This is a genomic window from Enterococcus sp. DIV0756 (genome assembly GCF_051710745.1).
Classification (GTDB): domain Bacteria; phylum Bacillota; class Bacilli; order Lactobacillales; family Enterococcaceae; genus Enterococcus_A.
The window spans coordinates 515367-538621 of record NZ_JBIOLF010000002.1; the positions used below are offsets into that span (position 1 = coordinate 515367).

At 42.3% G+C, this 23255-nt stretch carries 23 protein-coding genes; 3 read left to right on the forward strand and 20 right to left on the reverse strand.

What is annotated here, in order from left to right; all coding sequences use genetic code 11:
• Positions 1-10 precede the first annotated feature (10 nt).
• The 18 genes from IGI44_RS18945 to IGI44_RS19030 form a co-directional block, all read right to left on the reverse strand.
• Positions 11-904, reverse strand: a complete 894-nt coding sequence (locus tag IGI44_RS18945; RefSeq protein ID WP_438789492.1) for a permease-like cell division protein FtsX — start codon at positions 902-904, stop codon at positions 11-13.
• The gene (locus IGI44_RS18950) at positions 901-1971 is read right to left on the reverse strand and encodes an NlpC/P60 family protein (protein WP_438789493.1); all 1071 of its coding nucleotides are present in this window, start codon (positions 1969-1971) and stop codon (positions 901-903) included. The genes IGI44_RS18945 and IGI44_RS18950 overlap by 4 nt, the downstream gene beginning before the upstream one ends.
• Before the next feature lie 34 nt (positions 1972-2005).
• The gene (locus IGI44_RS18955) at positions 2006-2779 is read right to left on the reverse strand and encodes a helix-turn-helix domain-containing protein (RefSeq protein ID WP_438789494.1); all 774 of its coding nucleotides are present in this window, start codon (positions 2777-2779) and stop codon (positions 2006-2008) included.
• A gap of 5 nt (positions 2780-2784) precedes the next feature.
• A complete protein-coding gene (locus tag IGI44_RS18960; RefSeq protein ID WP_438789495.1) occupies positions 2785-3513 on the reverse strand; it encodes a recombinase family protein in 729 nt (242 codons plus the stop codon).
• On the reverse strand, positions 3510-3683 hold the full coding sequence (locus IGI44_RS18965; protein WP_438789496.1) for a hypothetical protein: 174 nt from the start codon (positions 3681-3683) through the stop codon (positions 3510-3512). The genes IGI44_RS18960 and IGI44_RS18965 overlap by 4 nt, the downstream gene beginning before the upstream one ends.
• Before the next feature lie 15 nt (positions 3684-3698).
• Complete coding sequence (locus tag IGI44_RS18970) at positions 3699-7010, reverse strand: hypothetical protein (RefSeq protein ID WP_438789497.1); 3312 nt, start codon at positions 7008-7010, stop codon at positions 3699-3701.
• Between the two features lie 105 nt (positions 7011-7115).
• Positions 7116-7898, reverse strand: coding sequence for a lysostaphin resistance A-like protein (locus IGI44_RS18975; protein WP_438789498.1), 783 nt, complete (start codon positions 7896-7898; stop codon positions 7116-7118).
• Positions 7899-7983: 85 nt separating this feature from the next.
• Complete coding sequence (locus tag IGI44_RS18980; protein WP_438789499.1) at positions 7984-8619, reverse strand: hypothetical protein; 636 nt, start codon at positions 8617-8619, stop codon at positions 7984-7986.
• Positions 8620-8631: 12 nt separating this feature from the next.
• Positions 8632-9480, reverse strand: coding sequence for a BsaA family SipW-dependent biofilm matrix protein (locus IGI44_RS18985; RefSeq protein WP_438789500.1), 849 nt, complete (start codon positions 9478-9480; stop codon positions 8632-8634).
• The gene (locus IGI44_RS18990; protein ID WP_438789501.1) at positions 9477-10256 is read right to left on the reverse strand and encodes a cell wall protein; all 780 of its coding nucleotides are present in this window, start codon (positions 10254-10256) and stop codon (positions 9477-9479) included. The genes IGI44_RS18985 and IGI44_RS18990 overlap by 4 nt, the downstream gene beginning before the upstream one ends.
• A gap of 38 nt (positions 10257-10294) precedes the next feature.
• Entirely contained in the window at positions 10295-11545 is a 1251-nt protein-coding gene (locus IGI44_RS18995; protein ID WP_438789502.1) for a hypothetical protein, read from the reverse strand.
• 60 nt (positions 11546-11605) lie between these two features.
• A complete protein-coding gene (locus IGI44_RS19000) occupies positions 11606-12574 on the reverse strand; it encodes a signal peptidase I (RefSeq protein WP_438789503.1) in 969 nt (322 codons plus the stop codon).
• Between the two features lie 13 nt (positions 12575-12587).
• Complete coding sequence (locus IGI44_RS19005) at positions 12588-13757, reverse strand: glucosaminidase domain-containing protein (protein WP_438789504.1); 1170 nt, start codon at positions 13755-13757, stop codon at positions 12588-12590.
• Positions 13747-14040 carry a hypothetical protein gene (locus IGI44_RS19010; RefSeq protein ID WP_438789505.1) on the reverse strand — a complete coding sequence of 98 codons (294 nt, stop codon included), beginning with the start codon at positions 14038-14040 and terminating at the stop codon, positions 13747-13749. Before IGI44_RS19010 ends, IGI44_RS19005 begins: the two co-directional genes overlap by 11 nt.
• Positions 14015-14491 carry a signal peptidase I gene (gene lepB, locus IGI44_RS19015; protein ID WP_438789506.1) on the reverse strand — a complete coding sequence of 159 codons (477 nt, stop codon included), beginning with the start codon at positions 14489-14491 and terminating at the stop codon, positions 14015-14017. Before lepB ends, IGI44_RS19010 begins: the two co-directional genes overlap by 26 nt.
• A gap of 48 nt (positions 14492-14539) precedes the next feature.
• Positions 14540-15769, reverse strand: coding sequence for a hypothetical protein (locus IGI44_RS19020; protein WP_438789507.1), 1230 nt, complete (start codon positions 15767-15769; stop codon positions 14540-14542).
• Between the two features lie 11 nt (positions 15770-15780).
• Positions 15781-16557 (reverse strand): hypothetical protein, encoded by a 777-nt coding sequence (locus IGI44_RS19025; protein ID WP_438789508.1) that lies wholly within the window; start codon positions 16555-16557, stop codon positions 15781-15783.
• Between the two features lie 393 nt (positions 16558-16950).
• Complete coding sequence (locus IGI44_RS19030; protein WP_438789509.1) at positions 16951-18060, reverse strand: tyrosine-type recombinase/integrase; 1110 nt, start codon at positions 18058-18060, stop codon at positions 16951-16953.
• Positions 18061-18602: 542 nt separating this feature from the next.
• Here IGI44_RS19030 and IGI44_RS19035 point away from each other — a divergent pair.
• On the forward strand, positions 18603-19340 hold the full coding sequence (locus IGI44_RS19035; protein ID WP_438789510.1) for a hypothetical protein: 738 nt from the start codon (positions 18603-18605) through the stop codon (positions 19338-19340).
• Positions 19341-19524: 184 nt separating this feature from the next.
• Positions 19525-20154 carry a hypothetical protein gene (locus tag IGI44_RS19040; protein WP_438789511.1) on the forward strand — a complete coding sequence of 210 codons (630 nt, stop codon included), beginning with the start codon at positions 19525-19527 and terminating at the stop codon, positions 20152-20154.
• Positions 20155-20196: 42 nt separating this feature from the next.
• Here IGI44_RS19040 and IGI44_RS19045 read toward each other — a convergent pair whose 3' ends face one another.
• Positions 20197-21063, reverse strand: a complete 867-nt coding sequence (locus tag IGI44_RS19045; protein WP_438789512.1) for an SDR family oxidoreductase — start codon at positions 21061-21063, stop codon at positions 20197-20199.
• Positions 21064-21065: 2 nt separating this feature from the next.
• Positions 21066-21476, reverse strand: a complete 411-nt coding sequence (locus IGI44_RS19050; RefSeq protein ID WP_438789513.1) for a MarR family winged helix-turn-helix transcriptional regulator — start codon at positions 21474-21476, stop codon at positions 21066-21068.
• Positions 21477-21872: 396 nt separating this feature from the next.
• Here IGI44_RS19050 and IGI44_RS19055 point away from each other — a divergent pair, with 396 nt between their 5' ends.
• Positions 21873-22565 (forward strand): YoaK family protein, encoded by a 693-nt coding sequence (locus IGI44_RS19055; protein ID WP_438789514.1) that lies wholly within the window; start codon positions 21873-21875, stop codon positions 22563-22565.
• Positions 22566-23255 lie beyond the last annotated feature (690 nt).

The following is a 23255-nucleotide window of genomic DNA, read 5'->3' on the forward strand; positions in this document are numbered from 1 at the left end:
CGTTTCTCCTTTATTTCGGGTAATCCATACTGCTGCTTACCGCAAGCCGCGCACTCAGCCAGCCAAATAACAGCGATCCGACTAAGAGAATGACTAAGATGGGCACGCCAGCCTGAAACAGTGTACATAGCTGATAGCCAGAAGCCGCCACGCTTTGCCGAAAGCGACTTAAAAATACCCCGTATCCAATCAGAGAAACCGCTAGTGCCACCACCCCACCTGTCAGTGTCAACAGAATGCTTTGCAGGATAAAGGGCCGCCGAATATAATTTGGCGTAGCGCCGATCAATATCCGTGTCTGAATCTCTGCTTGACGGGCTTTGATACTCATCATCAACGTAAAAAATAGGACCAGCATGGTAACTAACAGTGCGATTGCCGTAAAGAGCAGTCCAAATCGGCGAAAGACCCGCAGACTGCCCAGCAGATTATCTGCCGCTTCACTCCCATATCGAGCTTGATAGACCGCAGGAAGTTTTTCCAGCTGCTTGGCTGTTTGGTTGATCGTTGTCTTATCCCTGACCTTCACTTCAAATTTGTCGTATAACGGGTTGGTATCCCCTTCGAATAATTCAAAAGCCGAGCCATAGTGGGCGATCAGCTGCTTCAAGGCTTCTTCACGAGAAACAAACGTCACCGAGGCGACATTTTCCAGCGCTTCAATCTTAGATTCCAACGCTGGCAGCTCTTCTTCCGTCGTGGTCGAGATCAAAAAAGTCTGAATCTCCACCGAGTCCTCTACCTGTTGCGAGAGTGAATGCAGATTCAACACCACCAAAAGCAGCACACTGACAAAGGTCATGGTGATCGCCATAATCAAGAAGCTGGCAAAGGATAAGAAGCGATGACGAAGGATGTTCTGACCGCTTTCCTTCCATAATTTCCGCAATCGATAACCCATCATGCCAACACTCTTCCCGCGCTTTGATAAGGAAACCAACTAACGTGAGTCACCTTCACGACTTCTCCAGGTTGAGGCGCGTGAATGAAGTAGCCGTCACCGATATACAGCCCGACATGGTGCGCAGGTCGCCCCCAAAAGACCAGATCCCCTGGTCGCAGCTCACTGAATGAAAGCTCTTTTGCGGCTGCCTGCTGCGCTTGACTGACTCGTGGTAACGAAACACCGTGCTTGGCGAAGACATACTGCATCAAGCCGCTGCAGTCAAAGCCCTGCGGTGTGGTGCCACCCCAAACATAGGGCACTCCGAGAAATTCTTTGGCACTAAGAATGATTTCCTGCGCCTGACTCTGCCCCTCTCCCGTCTCTTCCTCGTCAGTGTCACTATCACCATCACGATCATTTCTTGGAATCGGCGTGCGCGCCAGTTCCTCCAGCAGTGCTTCCTGTTCTGCCTGCCGCAGCGCGGCTTGCCGTTCTTCCTCCGCCTTCAAACTCGCCAACAGTGCTTGATTTTCTGTCAGTTCCTGTTCCAATGCCGCTTTCGTTTTTTCCTGTTCTTTGATCGTATCCGCCAGTTCTTGTTGGGCCTTTTCCAGCTTCATCCGTTGCTTCGTTAACGCCTTCGCTTCCTGATCAACCGTTTTAACCTGCGCCTCGTATTCTTTTCCCCGTGCTTCATCCGCTTTTCGAACCGTTTCCGCTGAGTAGAGGGCCTTTAGCGCGGACGACCAATTCTCCAGCTTGAAAACAGCTGTTTTCCCATCTGCTTCCTTTAGCTGGAGCGCCTTCAGTCGTGCTTGAATGTCCTTTTCCAAGCGATCCAGCTTTTCGGTGGCTTTTTTCAAGGTCGCTTCTTGGTGTGCTTCGTCCTTTTCCAACACAGCGATTTCTTCCTCCTGTTCTTCCTGTTGAATCAGACTGGTAGAGATCGCGTTGTTCAATGTCAAAAGCCGCTCCTGTAATTCCGTGATCGCCGCTTCGGTCTCCTCCTTCGGTTCTGCGTACCCTGTTATTGGGACAAAACAACCAAGCAAGAGCAGTACGATTCCCATTATTCTTTTTTTCATGAATGTTCCTGCCCTCCCTTTGAAAATCGCTCAATCACAAGGATTGAGCGACTGATTGCGTTCGAATGATGACCCCATAGTTCGGCTGTGCCAGCGTTAACCATTGGTCATAAAATGTGGCACTGAAGCGGTAGCCTTTTCCCCATAACGTCAGGATCGTACTGCCTGGAATCCCATGCTTACTTAGCTTGGTCCGCAGCTTGCCGATAATCGTCGACAGCTGACTCGTGGTGGACGGTGTTTCCTCCGAGTGCCAGACCTTGTGACACAGTTCTTCTCTGGTAACCACTCGCTTTTGTGCTTGACCTTCGACGAGATACTTGAAGACCAGTTTCTCCGTTTTCGAAAAGGTCGCCAACGCATTCTCCAGCTGCCACCGCCGAACAGAATCATTGACCGCCACCGTTTCGACTTCCCCTTCGGGTAAACGCTCCGTTAATCGCTGACTCGGCGTAGTCACTAGCGTTTCCCGCAGATGATCCAGGCAATCCGACTTCTCGATCCAGCCGTCTATCCCTTGGCGCCGCCAGGCTTCTGCCCGCTTCTCATTCGGCTTCTTCTCCACGACCCGGAAGATGCGGACAGACTGCTTCTCTAAACGGGACAACATCGCTCGCACCTCCTGATCACAGAAGGTCTCACTCAAAATCACCGCCTGAAAATGATTAAAGATCGTCAATTCCCACCGTTCCTCCAACCAATGATCGCTGCAGGAGGAACAAAAGACTTCAAAATCTAGTCGTTGAAGCCGCTTTTGGAGCTCCTCTTCAAACAAGACATTCTTTGTTAAAATTATCACTTGTCGCATGTGACTCATCCTTTCTTGTTCCTTCCCTCATTCGATGCCGCTTCACTATCTGATAACACGTTCCATAAAATGATCAGGGTCACCACCACACAGATGGCGACTTGAATCCATAACTGATCAAAGTAGGATTCCGCTAATTTGATGCTAAAGATCGCTAAGAGGAAGCAGACCACTAAGATCACCGCTAACTGAATCTGCTTGACCTCCTGCTGGATACGGTAGACCGTCTCCGCTGGAACCCGCTTTTGACGGGCAATCTGCCGAATTGCTCGCTTTTCCATCAAAAGCCAGATCACCTCACGATAAAGCTTCCGTGCTTCCGGTTCCCGACTGAACAAGGAATACGCCTGTTGGCTCCGTTCCCGCTCCTTGCCGACCTTCATTAAGGTAGGATGAAGCAGGTGATCATTGCGTAATGTCCATTGGAACAGCTGTCGCCATTCCTCAATGGACAACTGCGGCAGATTCAAGACCTCCAGTGCCATCCCAATCCGATCCAGCTCATCCAAGCAAGCTAATAGTCCCCGATAATCCCGTGACAGCACCTCTAATGAAGCAACCACGAGACAATCCCCGCTTTCGCCATAATCCAGCAGCGCTTGAAACTCACTCTCCGAAGAAAATAAATCCAACGCCTCTTGCGGTCCATCCGAGAAAACCTCATCCACCGGATAATCCTCTAATAGATCCAGCTGTTGGGTATACTGCACCCCACGCGCATATCCTAGATTCATCGCCCGCCTCGTTTCTCAGAAGAAGGCGGCATCGGTCTTGTCCCCGCCTTCTTCCGCCGCATCCGACTCAATAGTTCCTGTAATTCCCGTTGCTTTTTCATCACTGAATAAATCAAGTAACTATTCACTAATAATCCTAAGCCAAAGACAGTCAATAACATGTAGACCAACGCCTCACCTCCTTCTTATTCCGTTTGAATAACGCCAAAATCATTTACTTTATAATCCCAGCTATAGGGTTGCGGGCCTCTTTCAGGGAGTCTTGGTTTTAGGTAGATGGTGATGAAATATTCTTCTTCCCAAATCAACTGATTTCTTTGGAAATTCAACTCAGTTATAAAGATATTATCTTCATTTCTATTTTGATGATCTGCACCATTAGGATCAGCTCCCGCTGCTGGAACAGTTAGATAATTCCCAACAATCTCATAAAACTCTGGGATTGCTAAGGCAAAACTTAATTGATCTCTTTCATGAGTCATATGGTTCAATCCGACTACGAAGGTTTCAAAAGTCGGTGTAACTTCAGTCCTTTCTGAAGGTATTTTCACCTGTCTCGTTTCTGATGGCATCTCTACATAATTCTCACCATGTTCACCGCCATCATAAGATTTCAGATTCAAATACCCTTCTGTCGGAATGGTTAATTTTTCCGAGTCATCCAAAATCACTTGTCGAACATGTAAAAGTACATCTCCTGTTAAAGTCACATCTAATCCACCATAAGTCGGATGATCTTCTCCAGATTGATGATAGCCATTTACGTCTCCATCCCATTCGTATCTTATTATGGCTGTATGAGGATTCAATGGATCAAATCTAATAATCCCAGGTTCGGAAGCCATATGAATATTTCCTAAATTAATAACCTGCAATTGGTCTCTATTAATATTGTTTCTCGCATCTGCTAAAGCAGGTAACTCACCAGAATCCTCATGACTCGAATCATAATAATCATAAACTCTCACATTCCCCATATCTAAGACATTATCTGGATCATGTGTTCTCCGATTTCGAAACGGAATCGAATAGTCATCTGCGTAGTAAACAATGCCGTTTGTTTCATCCGGTGTTACCTCAGGATAGATGCTCTCATTATTCGGTAAAGTATTCTTCGTCGTAACAAATACCCAAACTCGATTTGTTATGGAAACTCCATCTTCTGGCTCATAAGTCACGTCCACTGGATAAGGTTTCGCAACCTCAGCTTCACGAAGTGCCTTTAATTGAAGCGCATCAACTGTTACTTTATCGGAGAGCTTGCTGCTGTCTGTACCATCTTCATCTACTACGCCATCATCCATATTCCAAGCCATTGTTTTTGCTAATTCTTTAAACTTTTCAACCGCTGTTGCCTCAGGGATTGCTGTGCCTATTCCTGTCAATGGAATATGGAAGTTTTGTGCATCTAAAGCATATTTATTGTTTTTTATTGTTTGTGACGTGACGTTATTTACAATTCTAGAATTACTTGTTACTTGAAATTCTGAATCTGTAATAAAGTATGTTGTAAGATGAGGACCCACCTGATCTTTTTTATAACCTAATTTTTCCCAATTAATCGGAGAGGTTTCATTTTTAGGATTACGATTAATTCGTTTTTCTAACCAATCCTGGCCCAAACTAGCATTGTTTGAATCTTGATAATCATAGACTGACATTGCATTTGTACTGTTCATATTTCCAGATTTACTTCCAGTAATCAGCCAATTGTCTAAATTTGTCCAACCGAATTCGTTAGTCGAGGTACTCTCTAAACTTGAATCATCAATATTTACTTCGATATTGTTACTTTTCTTTATAATAGGAGGATAATCTTCCTCTGGTACGACAGTTCCTGTAAAAGCATGTACATAACTAGGGTCAGTTGCATCCGCCCTTGTTCTAGTCAAATTTTGGTTAAATCTATATTGCCTATCTATAAAATTCGTATTACTTCCAAAAGTAGAGCCGAAAATCAACGCCCTGTTATTTCCTGGCTTCATAAATAACGGATCTATACTTCTATCCATAGTGAAAGCATATAATGATTGTCGATTAAAATTTAAATCAGTAATACCCTGGATATAATAATATGAGCCAGACAAACGGTGACTTAGTACTGGATGATACAACTCATCTGTTAATGATCTAGAATAGCCGAAATAGTAGATTTGGTCAGGATTAGCAGGATTCTTAACAAAGTTCAAGAGAGTGTTCTCAGGATATGTTTTTATGATCTCTACTGTATAATCACCTCCGAGTCTAATTCTTTTCACAAAACTATTATCTTTTTCCTTCGTAAAAAAATAAACATACTCATCTGTGCATAATTCCGTTAATATCTTTATTTCTCGATTTACAGAACTATTTTGATATCTTTTTTTCAATCGTAACAAGTTCTTTTCATTTTCGACTCGGAAATCGTTAATATTGAAGATTTCTACTGTACTCATTTTCAATCCGGAATTTACATTATTCGTTCCTTCCGAATAACTAAAATTTCCTATAACATAATCACCTATTATTCGTATTTCATTAATCGTAAGAAATCCATATGACCTTCCACTGGTATTCTCAGCTCCAGTAGGAATAGCATTTTCTAACGAATACCTTAAAGAAAATCTACCTGTAAAAGTAGAAGGGTTAGACGTCCACCCACTTCCATCACTTCCAGTAGTAAATCTACCTACTGGAACTCTAAATAAATGGTTATTACTTCCATTCATAGTATTTCTATTATCAAATTGAATATCTCCCGCTAATATTGAGTAGGTTATTCGGTCAACATTTTCTGAAACCTTGCGATAATAAGCTACACTCATATTTGAGGTCCCTAGATTTGTAACTGAGCACTCTGTTATTGTCACAGAAGCAGACGTATTACTCTCAGCTGTAATAGAATACTTATAAAACTTATTCCCTTGGGTAGAAATTAAAAAATCTTTACCCTGATTTGATGACAAAATTAATGTATTTGATCGATCAATAGCGTTTGTTAGATCACCTATTGCCTTTGTATAAATGCTATTTCCATCACGATTCAATATCGATACATATAATACTCCACCTACATTTTTGCCATGTACATAGTAAAGAACAAAGTAGTTTCCACCATCTGTTTCCCTCACATCTCTTATTGTCCATGTTAATGTTCTTGATTCTGTAGTCCCCTTTTGAGTTACAGGATTACTCCATTGTGATTCAACATTATCTCCTTTTTTTAGTATAGGAAGATAACCTGCTCCTGATTGGACAAAATTATTATAATCCGGAGCTTGATCAATTAACGCTGGTTCCATCAAGTTCTGAGCATCCGTCGGCACTTCAAACTCATTTGTCCCACCTTCATCCAAAGTAATCGTATTACTCGGATGAGCGGAAACTTCCTTCTTCTCATTAATCGTATTCAATCCCACAACAATACTTACAATGAAGCCCACAGCACATACTATTCCTAAAAATACATGCCACTTTTTCACTTTAAATGGATATTTGAATGTTATCTTTTTTTTCATCTTCTCGACTCCTTCCCAATACTCATCAAATCAATGCTTTATTTGTAAAACACTCACCTCATGAGTGTTGATCGATCAAGAAGGATATAGCTGATCTACATCCTTCTACTTTCTAAATGTTTTTCTTTGATACGATTTCTGAATGATAAAAATGACCAATACAAAGAGGAATGACACTGTTTGGGCAATCGTGATTCGCAAACTCTGCATCGTATCTGAGCCTGAAGCGGTAACGACATGCAGGACATTTACGACAAAGTTGTTCACAAAATGAACCGCCATACTCGCCCACAATGAACCCGTGATTTTGACTAACAGGCACAGCTGTAGCCCCATGATTCCTGTTAAAAGAATCTGCACGAATGAAGATAAAAGGAACGATGTTAGACTCCTCTCGCCATCAAGGTACGAACGCAATGGCGCCGCAATATGCCAGATACCGAATAAGCCAGATGAAATCAGAGCCGCACCCATAAAGGAATACTTCTGCTCCAATACCTTTACATACAGACCTCGAAAGATTCCTTCTTCCATCACCACATTAATCAAATTACCGATGATACAGATCAGTAAAAATAGCGGTCCTGTTTGCGTTCCGATATTTCCTTCTGCCGAATACGCTGTAATGAAATACGCAAGTTTTACAGGAGACTGACTCTGAGCAGCTTGAAAGTATTCCACCCCATACGCCACGCCAAAGGTCGCAACTCCTAATAGAAGCCCAAATAGTATATTCCTCCCGAATCCCTCTGCAGAAAAACCTATCGCCGACCATTTCCTATGAAACAGATGCAAACAAATACCTAAAACAAGAATCCCTACAAGCTTGTGCAAGAATGCTTCTCCGATGATTGTTCGATCGGTTCGAATGACTAAATATTCAATCACCCGAAATAGCCAACAAATTACATAACTCCCGAATACGATTGTCCAAATATTCTTCTTAATCCTTTGTCACCCTAACTTTTCTAGTCTAGTTTTCTACCAAATCATCCAATGTTTCATCTATTGTCTTCAATGGATCACCATCTCCCGGCGTATTACCTTGCCACCAAGCATCCCGATAGGCAAACTCGGCACAATTAATCGCTTCGACCTTCAAATAAATCGAAAATTCCGCATTGTGATACCGATCAGCTAAATTATCCGCTAACTTGACCGAGGTAAAGAGATAGTCGGTTTTTGCTTTGGGATTAACAGCCCTGAGATAGTAATAATACCCATCGCCGCCATCTGCCCAATTATTGGACATCTCGTTATACACAATCTGGTTTCCTGCTACTAACGGCAATAGCTGCCGTTGATCTGGATCACCTGTGATAGTACCCTTCACTTCAGGCAGGACCATCACACGAATGAATTGCTTGATGGTGCCGACATTTTCAATTCGTACCTCTTTGCGGACAGAGATATCTTTTGCTATTTCAGTCATGTCCTCCTCGAAGTGCTCTTCAAAAATCTTCGTTTCTACATCTCCGACTTGAAAGTAATTATGCTTCTCATCTTGTGCGGTCATTGCCGCATACACGAGATACGTACCGCCGATCAGAAGAAGGAGAAGTCCGAAGATCAGTGGAATATACAAACGTTTTTTTTGGTTAAACTTCATCTTTCTCCCCCTCTAATGCAGCTTACTTTGGTACATGCTATGGACATAATCCCCAGAATCAATATTCCAGTCGGATAATAGACTTCTGGTAATATCATGCGCGTCCATCTTCGGTACCAGCTTATAGACAGCGCCTTTGAATTCATTGGTATACGCTGGATTAAGTGTCAGACTCTCTAATAAATCACTGGTGCTCTCTCCTGGTGCAAGGACTTCTGAATAATAGAAATAGCCCTTTTCGTAATACCAATAGTCCGTTTGTCCCGAAGCATCTCCAGAACTATTGTAGATATGTGCAGGGAAATTCAGCTGGATCGCCTCTAAGGGCATCTGCCGTGTCGTATCCCTGAAAACATAGTCACTCCCCAGTGTGACAGCCTCCACTTTATGAAAGACATTCGCGGACACCTCATAATAGTTGTCCACCTGCCACGTCGAGGTATCCTTGAGCTTGACCTGATTCGCTTCGGCGATTGGATCAGGATACTTCACAAGATTACCGTTCTTATTTCGGTCGCCAACATGATTGTCTGTCACATCGGTCTTAAACTTGAGGAAAGACTCTTCTAAAGAAAGGCGCACAATCGCTGGAACTTCCCCGTTGTTGGTGACCCGCACCGCTTTAGTTTTGGTCGTCCCAGGAGCCCAATGAAAGACCTGATCGAAATCCTCATCGATCCGAGCAGAAAGCTCTTTGCGATTCGCCTCTGTTCGATTGATCCGCTGGTCATCATCCGTCAGCCATGCATAAGTACTTCCAATGATCAGCAGTAAACTTAATACGATGGAAAAACAGGCGAAGAGCCCTTTGCTATTGGAAAAGACTTTGAACAAATGCCGCCATTTCTCTTTTAGACTCATCGCTGCTCCTCCTCTCGCTTCTTCTTCCATAGGAATAAGACGATCAATACCAACAAGATTCCTGCTAAGAATTTATAGACGGCATCTCGCAGATCCTCCCCTGTCTTCGGGTATTGCTTACCAGAAGTACCGTCGCTCTTCGTTTGAGCGGGTGGGACAGATTGAGACGGAGTCGTTGAAGGCTTTGTCGGTTCCTTTGAAGACGACGTTGTCGGCTCCGTGCTCGAACTTGGCTCCGTCGTAGGTTCCGTTGGCTGATCCTTCGTTCCGACAAAGGTCCATAAGAAGGTCGTCTCACTGTCTTCTTGATAATGCTCATTCGTCAGCTCGGAATCCGCCGTAAAGACCGCTTTCAAAATCTTGTCCGTCCCATACTTGCAGACACCCAGCTCTAGCGGTGTCTGACTCCAATCAAAACTGCCATCCCCTAAAAGCGGTCCGTGATAAAGTTCCTCACCATCCAAGGTCAAGGAAAGGGTCAGATGATCTTTCCAATTAATCGGCCCCTTACTATCCTTGAACTCCGCCAACATTCCTAGAGAAAATGGTTCTTCTAGATCAAGACTGCGGATGGTGATTTCTTTTTTATAGGTTTCTCCAGGTAAGATATTGACTAAATCGACAAAGAACTCCCCTTCAGCTGTCGCATATACACCATCTGAATCACCAATAACCATGCCGGGAGGAAGTGTCTCCACGGCATTGGTAAAGATAGGCAATCCAAAAATACAAAAGCAGCCTATTATTGAGAAGATTACTTTCGCTAATGTTCGCAAATGCCACACTCCCCCCTTATATAGCTATTTTCTTTAAATTAGGGTGTTAATTTGTCTAAAATAGCTTTGGTTGGTGTACCTGCTGCCGGTGTTCCAAATTTCCATCCAGCATTATCAGTCAACGCTTCCGGTGTTGCTTGGATTGCTTCCATTTTCACAACCAAATCATAAGAAGCTTTGGTATACTCCTTACCCATTGTGCTTTGGAAGATTAATTTATCCATCAAATGAGGTGTAGATGCACCACTAGCCAATGGTTGAGTATAGTAAAACCAACCATCTTCTGAGTTATAAACCCACTTACCATCTACAAGTGCAGAAGTATCAGAGAGCATATCAGCCCCATATTGAATACGGATATCCGTTTTATCGATACTAACTTTATCTGCTTGGACCCCTTTATTAACATTGGCACTACCCGCAATTGGATACTGATCAGTTGCCGCTGTACCAATCAATCCTGGATTCATAGGTAAAGTAAAGCCTGCACCTAATCCATTAGCAGTCGGTTCATAGTTGTAATCTACCCCGTAACGATTTCCTTCTGTTCCTAATAGGGAGTACCCAGAAACATTATTATCTTCATCAGGTAATGTTGAAGTTGCCCAATTTGCAACATTGTAGACAAAGCCGTTGGCATAATACCCATATTCGATATCTGATAAAGTAAACGCCCAATCTTTTGCATTGTTTGATGCAGATTCTGTTTTTGATATTGTCGCTGTAACTTCTTGATATTTACCATTAGTATATTGATGAACGATTTGATACTCGTCATTGTAGAATGGTTCACTTGTAATCGGGTCTATCACTTTTCCACCTTTGGCATACATAATACAATCCGCTGGTAAATTTGTGACTACTCCTGTAACTTCTTCATAGCCGTCATTATTTACTAAATCAGTTACATCCACTTCCACTGGAACATCAACCCCAATATTATTTTCATCCGGATTGAACCCAGTAGCTTTTCCATTGGCATCATAGGTTATGTCGCCTTCACTTGCTAAGCGCTTTAAGACTTCTTCGAATGATACACGAACGAATACATTATTCTTACCTGTATTTGTTACCCAAACTTCTTTCTTCGCTGAAGTTCCTGGAATCAAAGCTTTAGGTTCCCAGTTTTCCATTAATTTGACAGCATCTTTCGTGACTGCCGCTGACTCCGCCCTATTGATCCGCTGGTCCTGTGCAGTCAACCAGGCAAACGTCCCAGATAACACTGCAATAATGGCTAAGGCAGCCGCTACCGCTAACAACTTTTTCTTTTTACTGCTGTTTTTCATTTCTTTGTCCCCCTAATTTTTTATTTTTATATAATCACCTGTCTCACTTGATACAGATGGTCATACCCTTCTTGGATACGATGGTGGTGCTTTTTTGTCTGGCTGCAGAAAGTACGCCTTTAAGACTAAGAAAAATCCAAAGGTGGAAAGTACACAGACGAGGCACAACCATGTATTTTCTCGTACAAAGGCTAAAAAGCTGCCCATTTTCGGAATCACAAAGGTAACTTTCCCAAAGACCCTCTCTGCTGAGATTGGCGGATCAGCCGATTGATTGGCATCCCCTTTCGTCACTATGTAGTCCCCTTTTTCACCGTTTAACTCGTCTAATCGTTCCACCATTCTATGGGTCAGATACCGATCCCCTTCACCTACTTGAAATGTGATGATGTCGCCAGCTTTTACCTTCGAACCGTCCATCATTTTGACGATCACGATATCCCCAGAATAAAAGCCACCCTTTGAGGCGCCTTCCGATGGAGCCATCGAATTGGTCAAGACTTGATAGAACCGATAGCCCATGATCGCCGCGTTGGATTTCTCGCTAAAGGAAAACATCACGGCACTTAAGATGATCCCGATCATCACGGTATAGAACACCAGATTGTAAACAAACAGGAATGCTTTCTTATAGGTTGAATCTCGCGCTTGTTTCAATTGATTTGATGGATAGGGCTTCGCTCCTTGTCGCGGATATCCCTGCGGCCGCGGTCTTCCGTAATTTTGCGGCGGATAATTTCTCTCTTGATTTGGATACCTTCTAATTGGTTGGGACCCTCGATCGTTGTAGGAATCGTTGTACCGCTTTTCTCGACTTGGCGGCTCACGATACGGGCGTGAACGGTCATAGTCGCGAGTGGATCGTTCTCTTTCGTAGCGATGAGTGTCGAACTCCTCATATCTTGGTCGGTCACGGTTTCGTGGTCGACCACGTTCCCCTTCTTCTGCTCTGCGGGGTGGTCGGCGATTCGCCGGTCTTCTTGGCGGTTCGTAGTCGTCTCGCCTGCGATAATCACGTTGATTAGCCATAGCACCCCTTCTTTCATTGTGTTTTTAAATAGCCTGGTACTTGTTTCGCTGGACGTTGCGGGATCGGCAGGAGTTCACTCACCTGTTGCAGTGATTCTTCTGTAAGTGCCGTGTTCTTCTCGGTGACTGCTGCTTGCGTTTCCTCTGTTTTGTCCTTTGCGTTTGGCTCTTTTTCTTTCTTCGTCGTTGCTTTTTCTGCTTTGTCTGCCTTCTCCGATTTTTCTCGTTTCGCCGGATCGCTGTCATAGTCTGTCAGCTGATAGGTCTCGATCAAGGCATTCAGCTTCTTGTCGTATTGTGTATCTGTCGCATATTTTCCGGTTAACGCCTTCGTTGCTTCCTGATAGGTTTTGGCAATTTCTTTCCAGACACCTTGGTAAAAGTTCGTATTGCCGGAAATGCCGTTTTTCAATAGTGCCGCGTAATCCTCCAAAGATTCCTTATAGCTGGGATATTGACGAAAGCCTGACTGAATCGTGTACAGCTGACCACTGCCATTATCTTCTTGGGTGGCGAAGTTGACCTGTTTTCCTTGGTAGCTTCCTTTGATGCCAAACAAGTTATGATAAGGTGGGCGTGCCAACTGACTATTTCCAGAACCAGTCTCCAAGATGGCTTGGGCGATCATTACAGAAGCATATAGGTCTTCTTTCCACGCGATGGCTTGGGCATCCGCGCCAATCGAATCAATAAATTCCTGTGTCGTCTGGTTCTTCACGACAGAGAAGTTGTAATTCGCTTCGACTTCCTGTTTGGTCGCTGGCGGTTGGATCACACTAGTGGGCGCGACTGTTGCCTGAGCTGCGCTAGTTGCTTTCTTTTCTGACGCTGTTTTTTCCGTTCCTGCTGATGAAGCGACCGTCTTTTCTTTCGTTTCTTCTGTCTCTTTTATAGAAGAAACAGGGACACGATCATCTGTACTCGACGTAGCTTCCGTCGAAGGGATCGTACTGCTTTCCTTTTCAGGAGCGCGACTGCTCTCTTCTTTAATAGAAGAACTTTCCGAAACAGCAGGCTCACTGCTGGGCAAAGGACTGGCTACTTCTGCACTCGATGGTTGATGCGTCGGTGCTGTTTCTTCGGTCTTTGCCAGCAGGCTCTGTCGAAAGGGAAGAGCCAGAATACTAAGGATGCTCAGAAATAAAAGTGTGCTGAGTGCTAGAACCGTTTTCCTACTTTTCATGCTCCGGTCTCCTCGCAGTTGGGCGGTTCGGACGACGTTTAGGCAGGTGCGACAGGTGAATGACTAAGCGGTGATAATGCAGCGCATTCATTCTGAGATACAGGGCAAACAACATTAGCAGCACCAGTAAAAACAATTGACTGACTGTCACCACTTCTTGAAATTTCGTCACATACGCCATCACTCCTAAACCTATGACTCCTAAGACCACCAACAAAGAGAAGATTCCGTAGACCCAATATAAAAAGGTGTAAAATTCAATTTTTTCTTGGATTGTCTTCATGTCTGCTTGTCTCCTCTTTTACGATTCCTTGAATTTGTTTTTCTGAGATCACCCCGAAGCTGCGACTGTCCTTGGAGATCATGCGATTGTCTCCAAGAACGAAGTAGCAGTCTTCAGGGATGGGATGTGCTTGAATCATCGCCCATTCGAAGTCCTCAGTGAGGCGCGCAAACGGGTCTGAAATTGGTTGTTCATTGATGTAAAGAATCCCTTGACGATAAGCGACCTGTTCGCCTGGCAATCCGATCACTCGTTTCAGATACATCGGTTCGTTTTCTTCCATTGGCTGGAACACTACCACGTCGAAGCGCTGCGGTGTGCGATGCTTCCAGACCTGTACCACCTCTGACTCATGAAAGGTGGGCAGCATGGATTCTCCGTGAACGGAAAAGGTCGGATAGTACCAGTAATAGCTGCGAAAGACAAAGAAAAATACCAGATAACTCAGCACCCCGATGCCGATCAAGCGTTTTGAAAATTGCCGTTTCCATCGACTGTCTCAATCTGCCTCCTCGGCGTCTTTGACGGCAGCCGATTCCCGCTGTCGCTTTAAGCTTCGCTCCAACACCGCGCTTTCGCCTTGAATCAGGTCGAAATAAGCTGCTTTGCTTAAGAGATTGTTGTAGTCCATTTTCATTAGTTTGACGTAGGGCTTGCGGAACCACGGTCGCGGACGAACCTTCACTCGGGATTCAATCAGCTGACATTCATATAGAACGTAGTGAATATCTTGACTGGTCAGCGTGTCTTTGATCTTCTTGACCTGATTGCGTTCATAGATCATTTGACTGCCGTTGATGGTCATCTTCTCGGTCTTATCGACGAGTTCGCCGTTTAACTGCCAGACCTGTTCTAAAAACTTGGCCTTCTGCATCAAGTAGGTGTATTCCCGCAGGCTGATGGTCAGTTGCTTGTCCCAGTCCTCTTCTTCTTTTCCCTCTTGTTCAAAGTAGCGAATCCCGCTATAGAGCATCGACTGTTCTAGCTTTTCGATCGTCATTTCTAACTGCTGATTGAGCTGCTGGAGCTGTTGAATTTCTTTCTTCTCCTTGAATAAAGGAAAATTCTTGCCGCTACTCGTCTTATCTTTGTCTTGCTTATCTGCCTGCTTCGTCGCTAGTTGTTTTTCTTCTCTATTTTCTTTGGTTCTTTTTTCTCTGTTTCCTTCTATAGAAGAAACTTTTTCAGAAGAAGCTTTTTCCTTTTTAATAGAAGGATTGCTTTCTGCCTTCTTTGGCTGGTCGCTCTTTTCCGCCAGCTCCACCAGCAGTTTTTCCGCCTGAGGCACTGCCTCTTCTCGTGAAAGCCCAAACTGCTGTGCTAAGCTATCCTCTAGATGGATCGCGAAGGGAAATTCCTTTTCCCGTAAGACTAATGGAATGAATTCAAAGCGATAGACCGCGCGTCCGTAGCTCTTTTCCTCCAACCGAACCTGTATCCAGGCAAATTGCGGAAAGAATTGATGAAGCAGCTGCCAATAGTCGTCATAGGAGAAAGCTTTTTCCAGCCAAACCTCCAAGTGATAACGGGAATCCATTAGTTTGAACAGTTCTTGGAAATGCTCCTGAATAACGCGTCGTTGTGCGTCAGAAAGCACACCTTTAGCGGCGTAGACATAGCGGCAAGCCTCTTCTAAGGAGTCGTACAAGGAAATCTCCTTCAAAACAGTTCCTGTTTGGGATGCTGGGGTCGGATAGATCGCCAGCTGGATCGCGGTTTGCTTACTCATCTTCCTTACTCCTAGTCTTCATCCAATAAATGTTCGCTATTGGCTAGTAGTTTATTGAAGAACTTGCTGTTCTCCTCTTGCACGCTACGCAGCCGTTTGCGATAATTCTTAATTTCCTGCTTTAATACCCGCAGTTCCAAGGATGCATCATGGACGACCTGTTGGGCTTCCTGCTTGGCCTGCGCAATGATCGTATTGGCTTCGTATTCCGCTCGATCCAATGTTTCCCGTTCTTGCTTGCGCGTATTGATCAGGATACTTGCCAGCTCCTCTTCCATGGCGCGGGTCTGTTGCTTCGCCTCTTCTAAGGAATGATCCTTTTCTGCTAAGGCTTTTGCTAACTGATCCTCCAGCTCTTTTATCGTCTCAGTTAAAGCATTCACTTGTTTTTCTGCTTCGGTTTGCTTTGCTATCACTGACTGTGTTTCTTCCTTATAATGCTTTTCTTTTTCAGTCAACGTCATCGCTAGTTTATTCAGCTCATTTTGTTTGACCTCTAGCTGCTGTTTTAGTTGATCATTTGTATCCTGCAGTCGACTAATCTCCTGCTGCATCGATTCGGAATAATCCGTAGTCTCTCTTTTTTCTGAGCGGGGCTTTCTCGCAGAACGCTCTTCACGACCAGCTTCATAAGGCGCTTCCCTTTGTGGTCGATCGTATTCTTCCTCATACGAAGGATCATGGTCATATCCTTCGTCATAGTCCTCTTCGAATTCATCGAAAAAGAACTCCTCTTGATTCGACTCGGTAAAGTCATCCTTTTTTTGGCGATTGCCAAATCCAAACATACCTCTTCCTCCCTAACTCATCTTCTAATAATGCAAACGTTATTTTTTCAGAAAACTCAGCTAACTCTAACCGCACTGGCCGTTTTGGAGTGCTATACTTTCTTAGATGAATAAACGATTTCTTTTCTTAGTCTTATGAAAACTAAGAACATTCGTGTAACAGTTGTCACTCAGGCGTTTATTCAACATCCTGACGGTTTCTGACGGTAATTAGCCTTGTGAAATAACAAGATTCTTCTCAAAAAAAATTTTTTAAGTAGGATTCTAACAAGGAATTTTGTACAAAATAATTAGCAATTAATTGATTTTACAAGTTATTTAAAGTAAACGCTTACCTCGAAAAAGCAAAAAAAGCCTCTCTTAACAGCAATTTCCATAATTTTGAAAACGCTTTTAAGATATGGCTTTTTCCATTTGACGAACTACTTGTATCCGTTGTTCCATCATTGCATCCGCATAGGTGTCCAAGGTCATCTTAGAGGAACTATGTCCCATAAGTGCGCTAATACTCACGATATCACCATTGCTTTCCACACAGCGAGTCGCAAATGTATGCCGCAATTGATGGAAGTGGACATCATTCAAGTGGACTTTCCTTCTAATTCTGTGAAAATGGTAGGTCAATAATCTTGGCTCTGCTGGATGGTCATTATTTGAACAAACATACCTTCCTCTTAATTGTTTTTGTTGTTCAAGTAATTCTTTCTTTAGTATCTGACTTAATGGAATGACTCGTACCGAAGATTCTGTCTTAGATCGAGTGTAGATCAATGAGGTTCTTCGAGAGATATTGTCACTACTAAGAACCCTTTGATAAGTGGAATGAATCGAAATTTGATTGTTCTCAAAGTCAATATCCTGCCACTTAAGTGCTGCGATTTCACCAATTCGAAGTCCCGCATGTAAGGCAAGTAAGACCGGAATTCCCTTTCCCTTTTTCTCTCGCATGGCTTGCTTTTCCAAGCATTTCTGATCTTTTTTTGTTAATGCCTGTTGCTTTATACGAGATACTTTCGGAAATCGTATTAATAGGAAAGGATTTTCTTTGATCTGCTTTTTTCGGATCGCATAATTCATCGTTTGATTGATAATCCGAAAGATTGCTCGAATCGTTGTAGTCTTTAATTGTTTCTCCTTTAATGCTTGAAACAGTCTTTGAGCGACCATCTCGTTTAACTCGTTCAGACTGTACTCACCGATCTCAGGAAAGACATAATGCTTCAACTTGTACTCATAGTTGGAATAGGTTGATTGCTTAATTTCTGATTTGATCTCAGTGAACCAGTAATTTCCCCATTCTTGATACGTCATGGAAGCTTCTCCTTGCCTCTCTCTAATCGACTGATATTTGGCTTTTAATGGATATAATTTGGAACGAACCTCTTGGAAAGATTTTCCATAGACAGAACCATACTTTGCCTTGCCATTCGCCTTCTTCCCTTTAATATAGCGCCCTTCCCAACGACCATCTTTTCGTAAATAAATATTTTCACCTCTACGCATTTGTTTGATCCTTTCAGCTAATTTGACGGCTTTTTTGACGGTTAAAAGAAAAATTGTCAAAAAAACAAAGTTTCTCTGTGAATCACTCCGAATTTACTCAGAAAACTGAAATTTCGATGAGCGATTGTCTCTATTTTGATTATTTTGAAAAAGAATATTGCATTCACCTCGCAGATAATTTATAATTTAATTAATAAAGAATGAAATAATTAAAATAATAAACGTTTTCCACAGCAATTCCTTAGTTTTCATAAGACTAAGAAATATTTATGCAATAAGTAGCTTCTTTTCTTAAGTTATAAATTTAATATGACAAAATTAGCATCTTCTTTTTGTTTAAGAAGATGCTTTTCCTATTATATTCAATTATTATATTTTTGAAACGAATTTTTTAATATAACTCTTTTTATATTTACTATTTCTATCTATGAATACATTTATGTTTTTTTACTGAATTTCTCTCAAAAAAAAGAAAAAATAACTTCGCATTTTGCGGTATATTTTTATTAAGAAAACGTTTTTATTTTGAGGAGGAATTTTTTATGTCAACTGTTGATGCAAAGTGCAAGTTTCGTAATGGAGTCTATTATTTTGATGAATACGGGGAATCGCCTATCTGGGATATTACCTTGACCAATGCAGAGCCGTTTATTCCCTTGGATATTAAAGAAATCGATTGTATCTTACCGAATCCTTATGAACAAGGATCGTTGATTATTGCTTCAGACCGTTACTACTATAGTGATAAGAACCCGTTTGAAGCCTTACAGGAATACGCAGCGGATTATTCCTTCGCTGATTATACAGTCATGAGCAGTTGCCTTCGCTCCTTCGGGTCCTTTGGCGGCTATAAATCTCCGTGGCTCAATCCTTTCTTTGCCCTCTGTCCCCTAGAAGGCATCAGCAACACACTTTGGATCAATCCCCTGAGAATCCATGAGCTTGAATACTATGAGGGGCAACTTTTTGCGACCTTTCATTCTGGTCAGATTATTTGTCTGCCGATTCAGCTCCGCAGTGCAATGCAACGGATCGATGTTACCTGTCTGGCGTTTGCGACCTTACGCAGAGAGTGCTTCTACTTTACAAATCGCGGGGATAGACCGAGCCACTACCTTCCTATGTCTGACTCGCCCTTTTCAAATAAATTGGCGAAACGCCCGCTGCTTGAAACCTTCTCCATCCCTTATGGAAAACTGACCAAACGCTACAACGAAGCACTGCTTTTTCATTCATATACCAAGCTAGAGTATGACATGCTGCAAAAAGACCTTTTTTAAGGCCGGACGATTAATATCGTCCAGCCTTAAAGAAAGATGGGGGTTCATTTTTTGTTTGCTTGTTCGGAAGGCAAATATTATTTGAGGAATGGCTTTGCTGATCATCATTGAGTAAGATAACTTTCATTTCCAAGGATTTCCTGGCTATAATAAGAGAAACGAGTCCTAGTGGAGGTGTGCAGTCATGCAAAGAAATCAACATAAGCAAATGAAGAACGATCGTCGATTTAAATGGCTCATACTAGTCGTAGTTTTATCCATGCTGGTTTTGTTTGGTTTATTCTTAATGAGTCCCTTCAATAAAAAAGAGGAACAATCAAAGCGCACGGTTTCCATTAGTACAAATACTTCCTCGACAAACACTGAAAGCAGCACGAGGACATCTACTGAAAGTGACGAGCAGAATAATCGTTTTGACTATGCGGTTCCCTTCACTAATGAGAATCGGTACAGCGGAAATTATGGGACACTGTCTTTTCTTCTGTTGCCGACAGAAACTGAAGGAACGATCCGGATTGAATATGATTCGCCTAACTTTAGTGATACGCAATACGCCATTCTTACGGCCACAACTATTCCGACCAAAACGGTAAAAGTAAACGAGCACTCTACAGTGAAAAACGTAAAAATCAATACAGAGCTCAAACTAGCGACGATCACGAATGCGGCCACAAAGGACTTTTTCTATCCATTCAATGGCGACGATACGCGGGTGTACGCCTATTATATGAATAATGGCAGTATTGCTCTCGCTTTTGAGCCTAGAGAGGACATAGATCAGTATCAAGTCATTGAGTTCGTAAAAACTACTTAACTACTAGCGACCTTTTTGTGCAGCCTTCGTGTTGCACTTTTTTTATGCTTTGAAATACTCTTGATAATCTCGAATATAATCTTGAATGGTTCTAGGGGATCTTTTCAAAACTTTCTCCAAATCAGTAGTCACTTTTTTAGCATTTCCCATTTGAGTAATCAGATACAGCATGACCATAACATTCACATAATCTTTTGGAATCCCTCGTTCAATCATGACTCGTCGAAATTTTAATAGACTCGGTTGGCTATAAGAAATAGTGGTTCCTAGAATCGTACTCATTTCTTTTGCGATTTCCTCATAGGTTAACGCTTCAGGACCTGTAATCTCCAACTCTCGATTCAGATATGTTGGATCTGTTAGACAAACCGCTGCAACTTCTCCAATATCCCTAGTATCAATAAAACTAGTCTTGGAACGACCCGCTGGAATAAATAAATCATGATTGACTCGAATATCTTCTTGATGCGTGGTATTTAGGTTTTGCATGAAGAAACTTGGTCGAATAAATGTATAAGGTAACGCCATCTGGCGAATCATCTTTTCGATTTTGTGGTGGGGAGTAACAGGATTTTTTTCGACACCAATGAGTGAGACAAAAACAATTTGCTGAATGCCTTGCTGCTGCGCATAGTTTAAAAAAGGTGCCATATCTTCTTTAGGTTTAGCTAGCTGTGGCGGTCGAATGAAAAAAACTTTAGTCACTCCTAAGAACGCCTCATGGAAAGTACGCGGATCAAGAAAATCAAACGGTTTGATTGTCACATTTTTACTAATTTTCAATTTCTTCTCTGCCGCCGATAGGTCGTGAACACCTGCGGTCATCAAAATATCCTTATTTTGGGATAGACTTTCAATCAATGGAAAACCGATATTACCTGTTCCCCCAATGATAAGTATACGTTCCATTACTACGCCCTCTTCTCCAAACTTATTTTTAATAGTAAGTGATTCAATTTTTTTTGCTCTTCTTCAGATAGAACATTCAAATGTACCTCTAGAACATGATCACTCAATTTTTTACATCTTTCCAACCGTTCTCTCCCTAAAGTCGTTAAGGATAATAAGGATGAACGTTTATCCATCGGATTATCATTCTTTACAAGTAACTCTTTTTTCTCAAGTCGTTGAATAATACCTGATGCCGTGGGCTTATCCATATCAAGATATTGAACTAAGTCGGTAGCTGTGATCTCTTTTCTTTGATCGATTTGTTGTAGAACGGCCCATTGCTGAACAGTGATGTCTTCTTCTAACAAAGCCTGATTGAGTTCATACTTCAATTTTTTTGAAATGTTCATTAATAAATAGCCTGTATTCATGAATATCCTCCATTTAAATCCGTTCCTTACCCTATTTAATTAGTACACTAACTAAATTTTATCGGAATGTCAATCTAACCAAAAATCGCTCAACAGAAAGCTGCTGAGCGTTGCACTTATTCTAGTATTCGGGCTTAAATGTTAGCATCACATTTCATGTTGTCGAGTGGGCCTGTATTCCCATTCCTTCTCGTCATTTTTCCTATAGCCCAAGTTTTTCGGAATTATTCAATACGGCGGTCTGCGCTCTTACGTCCCATAGTAGAATGAGTCTTCTTCGGGAGGAATAAATCTCCCTCACATCGTTAATCTTTTACATAAATTGGCACTTATACTAAACTTTTAGAAGTACTCATTTTTACTACATTCATTCTGACCGTCAAAAGGGGAAACTATATGTTTAAATTTTTTCGCAACGTTGCTACAGTCTCTAATGAGAGCCGCCTATTTGCAATCCTGATGACTTTTTCGGGTGGCGCCATCGATGTGTATTCGCACAATTACTTTCATGGGTTAGTCGCTACACAAACGGGGAATGTCATCCTACTCGCCTCGAACATGACGGATAATAATTGGTATCAAACACTGCCGAAGCTATTATCCATCGCATCATTTACCATTGGATTTCTAGTTGGCACATGGATTAAGCGAAGTAACTTTAGCCGTTATTGGCGTTGTTACACAATGTTACCGGTCATTTTTTCTAGCTTAGCAATCCCTCTACTCCCGGAACAATTTTACCTGCCTAAAATTGGTGTTCTAGCATTTGGATCTGGGTTACTTATGCTGACATTTACAGGTGTGAAGGTGGAAGATAATCCCTACACGATTATGATGACTTCAGGGAATTATCGAAAAATGTTAACAGAGTGGTACAGCTATTTCACTTCAAAAAATAAGGCAATGACTGTCAATCGAAAACGAAGTGCACAGAATTATACAATCATTGTTACGGCCTTTATAGTGGGCGCCTGTTCCCTCGCCTTCATAAATCAGTTCTTAGGAATCTACACGATCTGGTTAGCTACAATTACCTTCTTCTTTTCCTTTATTATTGAAATCAATGAAGCAAAAAAAGGCAATATTTGAGTGTTGTCTACCGTTTGGAGTCTCGGAGAAATCCGAGGTTTTTTATTTGGAGACGGGGGGCGTATACTAACTGGCTTTAAAAGTTGTATATTTTTGAGATTTTGCCCTGCGACCAAAACTCAAAAATTGCTTGTTGGGGAGCCTCCCCAAACCCGGCAACTTCGGGCCAAGTTAGCCCGAAGAGTGGCGACGTTCCGCCTTACGTTGCTCACCATCGCTACTGCTCCTATTCCTTGTTTTTCTGCGCGTCCGTGAGACCGATCAGATGGTCGATACTGGCCTTTGCGGTCACAACCTCCTGCATATCTTTCTTCTTTAACGAATCCCTTGCTGAAACAATCCGTTAATCTGTTGAATATCCCTATAATATACATGAGTATTTTTACGATATATAGTACTTTTCACCACCTGTTTTAGTTAGATTGTTTGAAGGCAGTATAATATAACTGATTAGATGCGACCCTAACATTCGTTCGACTCAATGATTTAGTGAGAATACCGAATATGATGAACCAGTTTCCCTTTTTTTATTTAACTGAGTAGACGAGTCCTTGAGATTCGTCCATTTTTTCTGAAGTAATTTACTATCAAAACGAAATAAGAACGCTACTCTTTCTGTTTTATTGAAAGTTAGGTGGCTAACTCAGTTGCCATTATCGAAAATTGTATCAGTAAAATGATCACAATAGG